This window comes from uncultured Campylobacter sp. (assembly GCF_938031315.1).
Classification (GTDB): Bacteria; Campylobacterota; Campylobacteria; order Campylobacterales; family Campylobacteraceae; genus Campylobacter_B.
Map to the genome: position 1 here is coordinate 1 of NZ_CALHHT010000089.1, position 4,615 is coordinate 4,615.

General features: G+C 50.0%; 5 protein-coding genes. 3 read left to right on the top strand and 2 right to left on the bottom strand.

Annotated elements, in window-relative coordinates; all coding sequences use genetic code 11:
* The 3 genes from Q0236_RS02385 to Q0236_RS02395 all read left to right on the top strand — a co-directional run.
* Nucleotides 1-948 (top strand): hypothetical protein (locus tag Q0236_RS02385; protein WP_297914636.1); only part of this gene is annotated, 948 nt, incomplete at its 5' end.
* Nucleotides 949-1,092: 144 nt separating this feature from the next.
* A complete protein-coding gene (locus Q0236_RS02390) occupies nt 1,093-1,656 on the top strand; it encodes a methylated-DNA--[protein]-cysteine S-methyltransferase (RefSeq protein WP_297914638.1) in 564 nt (187 codons plus the stop codon).
* A gap of 660 nt (nt 1,657-2,316) precedes the next feature.
* A complete protein-coding gene (locus Q0236_RS02395; RefSeq protein WP_297914641.1) occupies nt 2,317-2,475 on the top strand; it encodes a hypothetical protein in 159 nt (52 codons plus the stop codon).
* A gap of 247 nt (nt 2,476-2,722) precedes the next feature.
* Here the strand turns inward: Q0236_RS02395 and dapE are convergent, their stop codons facing one another.
* The gene (gene dapE, locus Q0236_RS02400; protein ID WP_297914643.1) at nt 2,723-3,901 is read right to left on the bottom strand and encodes a succinyl-diaminopimelate desuccinylase; all 1,179 of its coding nucleotides are present in this window, start codon (nt 3,899-3,901) and stop codon (nt 2,723-2,725) included.
* Nucleotides 3,902-3,916: 15 nt separating this feature from the next.
* On the bottom strand, nt 3,917-4,486 hold the full coding sequence (locus tag Q0236_RS02405; RefSeq protein WP_297914646.1) for a LysE family transporter: 570 nt from the start codon (nt 4,484-4,486) through the stop codon (nt 3,917-3,919).
* Nucleotides 4,487-4,615: the final 129 nt, after the last annotated feature.

Consider the following 4,615-nt stretch of genomic DNA (forward strand, 5'->3'; position numbering starts at 1 on the left):
CCGATGCCCGTGCCGCGGATTAAAATTTCGCAAATTCCGCTAAGAGATCAAAACTCCGCCTCAAAAATCAAGGCTCCGCAGGTAATTTCAAGCGGCGAAAACAGCGAAAAAACGATCGAGCCGCGCGTTCAAAACGAGCCCTTTAAAAAAGAAGAGGGCGAGCGCCTGTTTCGGGCTGCTCGTGAAAAAAGCGGCTCAAATTTCTCAGAGGAAGAGCATTTTGCGGAGTTTCGGTGCGCAAGCTCAAAGCCCGCGGAGCAAGAGCGTGAAAATTTACAATCTGAGAATGCAGAGTTTGATGATTCGCGCGGCTCCTTAAATTTACAGTCTGAAATTTCACCGCCCCGCCCCGCAGATCGGCAACACGCGGATAGGTCCTACAAAAATTCCGCTCATACCAAGCAGGCTTTAAATCTACCGCCCGCCGCAGGGATGCCCGGTCTGTCGTCTGCAAGGCAGATCGCGCGCTTGCCAAAGCGAGCGGAAGCTCCCGATGCCGCAAAGATTGCCGGTTTTAGACCGCGGCTGTTCGGTATCGCGCATAAAATCAAAATTTCGTTTTTGAAAAAGAGTGCGAGCGAGCCGGGCGAGGGGGTTTTGGCGCGCGTTCGTATTCCGCTTTTGATGGAGAATTTCGGCCTTAATGACATCCTTTCGTCCAAGTCGAACTATCAGATGGCGAAAAAGATGGTGCGCACGATCGCTGATCTTTACATCGCCAAGGACCTGCGCGGCGTGCACATAGGCGTGCCGGTGCGCCTTGAAATGGGCTTTAAAAGCGGTATCTCCGACGTCAGCAACCACGCCTTTATCTTTAAGCTCATCGAGGACAGCCTCGTCAAAAACGGCGTCATCGACGATGATAACGCAGATATCGTGCGCGAGATCAAACTCTTTAAGCAAGACGTTTTCGACGGGGTTTTAGTAAACATCGTGCGGTTTGAGTAGAGGCTTTGCAGAGCCTTGCGTATAAATTTTAAAAAATTCGCGTTACCGCATGAAATTCCATCGTTTTAGAGCTTTAGCTTGCACCGCAGCAAGCGCTTTTTAAAATTTTTTTGATCAAACCAGTAAAAATTTGAAAGGATTGAGATGCAAAAAGCCTTTTTTAATTCGCCTATTGGAATGCTTGAAATTTGTGATGACGAGATCGGGATCTGCAGTATCGACTGGGTCAAAAGCTCTGCCTGCGGGCCCAATGATGAGATCTTTAAAAAACACGACGCAGAGCTTAAATTCGGCTTTGTGCGTGCAGCGGATGATAAAGGACGCGATTTAAGGCTTAGCGATTTAAGAAAGAATTTGGCTCTTTGCACCGACGAGCTTGGCGCATATTTCAGGGGCGAGCTTGAAAGCTTTAGCGTTAAACTGAGCCAAAATGGCACGCAGTTTCAAAAGTCCGTGTGGAGCGCACTTTTAGATATCCCCTACGGCGAGGTCGTAACATACGGCGAGCTAGCCCGGGCTATCGGCAGACCGCACGCAAGCCGCGCAGTAGGTAGCGCAAACGGCAAAAACAAAATCCCCATCATCGTGCCGTGCCACCGCGTCGTAGCTGCGGGCGGGCTCGGAGGATACAGCGGCGCGGGCGGCGTAGAGACCAAAGCGTGGCTGCTAAACTTCGAAAGAGAAAATTTAGCCAAATTTGGCAAGTAAAATTCCGTTAATTCCAGCCTTGCCACTAAGGCGTTTATTTTAAAATTTTACCGCGCGACGCTGCGAAATTTCATAAAGCGATTTTGTAAATTTCTAGTTTTATAGCGATTGAAATATTTAAAATTTAGTAAGGAGCCTGCTAAGCCGGCTTTCAAGTCCTAACTTTAAATTTATCGCGCCGCAGACGCTTGCTATGAGCGGTTGAAATTTTTCGCAGTGATAAAATTTAGCCTCGCGAAATTCCGCGCTGAAGTCCTTCGATAGATTTTCATCCTGCGTGCATTTAGTGAGGTAGTGCGCGAGGCAGTAAAATTTTGCCGCTCCTTTTTGTGTAGATAGGCAAGGATAGCAAGGTTTCGTTGCAGAGTTTTACAGAGGCTAAAAATTCTATGCTGCCGCGCTGCAAGGGTAAAATTCAACGCCGCCGTATTAAGGCAAAGTAAATTTTTAATTGCGCTTGTCAGGCATGGTTAAAATCCGCGCAGAAGCGGTAAGCGGGGCAGAATTTATCTCAGCGGCAACGTGACTAAGTAAAATTCTATAAACCCACGAAGCGGGCGGTATCCCAGCAGAAACGGCATTGTCCTAGCCAAGCTTCTTGCGTAAGCAGCGGGCGCGTCAAAGATAAAATTTTTCACGGAGACGGCAAAGTACAGCAGTATGCCGCTAGAGACACCTAGCGAAGATGAAATTTTGCGCGAAGAGAGCGATGGAAATTTTGCGCAAAGATCGCGCTATTTGCTGAAATTCGCGCAAAAGCAATATTCTTTTAAAAAATTCCTAGCAGTGGTAGCGTTCGTCGGCGAAGCTCGCCTTTGAAAGCGACGTTTTGCTAGGGTTTCTTGCTAAAGCGACGTTGCATAGCAAAGTAATCGTAAAAGCGGTGAGCGTGCTGCAGATAAAATTCTTAGCAAAAGCGGCGTAGCATGGCAAAATTTCTACGCAATACGCACGGCAAAGATAAAATTTGCCAAGCAACTACGAGCGAAAACCCCGGCAAATTCAGCAAAGTTTGGTAGAACGCAGAATTTTTATCAAATCTACGTAGCTTTGCCAAATTCTTAAATTAGTCGAAATTTTCTATCAGATCGCTAAAAATTTTAGCTAAATTTTCGACGTCGCTAATCTCTACTCGTTCATTGATCTGATGGATCGTGTCGTTTCGCACGCCAAACTCCGCCGTCTCCACGCCAAACTCCGCGAAGTATCTCGCATCGCTCGTGCCGCCTGCGGTGTTCAGCTCGGCTGCTGCGCCACAGATCTTCTGCACGCTAGCGCTTAGTTTTTGCACGATTTTGGAGCTTCGCTGAGTTAAGAAAGGCTTTGAGGAGCTTTTTAGCGCGAGGTGTAGCGACGCGCCTGCTCGCAGCTGCGCAGTGCAGCTCATTTCTAGCTTGCCGCAGGATTCGCTTTCGTTGCATAGCGCATCTTTTGCATCTAGCTCAAATAACCTCAGTACGTAGTCTCGCACGTCTTTTAGCCCCAGCCCTACGCCGCCGCGGACGTTAAACATCACGCGCACGTCCTTGGGTGTTACGTTTACGACCTGTGAGCCACCGCGAATGTCGGTGATGACTATCTTGGCTGGAGCGAAATCATCGCTACCCGCGTCCAGATCATGCCCCGCAAGACTTACAAGCACCGGCGCTAAAATATGGACAGGATTGATGCATTTATCTGGGTAGGCTGCGTGCCCGCCGATACCTGTGAGCGTGAGGACGCCGTTAATCGAGCCGCGACGGCCAATCTTAATGGTATCACCGAAGCGCACTTCGCATGTAGGCTCCGCAATGACTGCGAAGTCGGGTAGGGTACCTTGCTCGCGCAATTTAGAAAGCATTTCGCGCGTGCCGTAGATGCCGTCACCCTCCTCATCGCTGGTTAGTAGTAGGCTCAGCGTGCCCTTAAAATCGTGTGCCGCCGCTAGCGCGCAGATTGCCGCTGCGATGCCGCTTTTCATATCCTGCGCGCCGCGCCCGTATAAAAAGCCCTCCGCTTCCACCGGCTTAAACGGATCGCTCGCCCAGCCCTCGCCCGGCGGCACGACGTCGATGTGCCCGGCAAAGCACAGATGCGGACCCTGTCCGAAGCGCTTGGTAAAAATCGCGTTAGTTACGCCGTTTAGCTCGAATCTATCCTCGCTAAAGTCCGCCAGCAGCATCGAGACGTAGTTGAAAGCTCCGTCGTCGCTAGGCGTGAGCGAGCGGAATTTGATGAGCTCTTTTAGAATTTCAATCGGTTTCATAAGCCATCCTTTGGTTTAAATTTTAGCAAAAATTATAGCGTATAAAAGCTTTAGTGCGAAAAATACCAAAATAAACGCCGAGATATATGCAAATGCCCGCACTACAATGTTTGGAAGCTTGCTGCGAGCTAGATATATCGCAAGCGGAAAAAGCGTGATCCAAGCTAAAATTCCGCCTACAAGCCCCGCAAGGGCAAGCGCGAAATCTGCTCGCGCGGTGCCGGCAGAGACGCTGAGCCAAAACATAATGACGTATGGATTTAGTAAATTTATCAAAAAGCCTTTGCCGTAAAGCGCCGCGCCCGAGCAAGCCTCGACGCTTGCAGGTTGCACCGAGCTAGTCGCGCCATGCCAGATCGCGTACGCCGTGTAGAGCAAAAAGCATGCGCCAAATACCGATATGCAGGCAAAAACGACCGGGATTTTGGCTAACTGCGATATACCCAACGCCGATAGCGCCAGATAGAGCATATCCGCGCTCATGGCGCCGAGGCCCAGGCACAGCGCCTTGGTGTAGCTTCGCAGCGCGTAGGACATTATCAGCACGTTTACCGGGCCGATCGGCACGCTAACGCCCAGCCCCATCAAAACCCCTTGTACGAATGGCTGCATTCCTCTGTTTATATCCCCCAAATCTGTCTAAAATTTCGGCGTGCGGCGCTGCGAAAAGATCTATGGGCGCGGCTTTGCGAATAGATCGATGACGCACAGCTT

What these genes read in the sequence shown, in the direction of transcription:
- Q0236_RS02390 (WP_297914638.1), top strand. Translation starts at nt 1,093, where the DNA reads ATGCAAAAAGCCTTTTTTAATTCGCCTATTGGAATGCTTGAAATTTGT.
- Q0236_RS02395 (WP_297914641.1), top strand. Translation starts at nt 2,317, where the DNA reads ATGCCGCTAGAGACACCTAGCGAAGATGAAATTTTGCGCGAAGAGAGC.
- dapE (WP_297914643.1), bottom strand. Translation starts at nt 3,901, where the DNA reads ATGAAACCGATTGAAATTCTAAAAGAGCTCATCAAATTCCGCTCGCTC.
- Q0236_RS02405 (WP_297914646.1), bottom strand. Translation starts at nt 4,486, where the DNA reads ATGGGGCTGGGCGTTAGCGTGCCGATCGGCCCGGTAAACGTGCTGATA.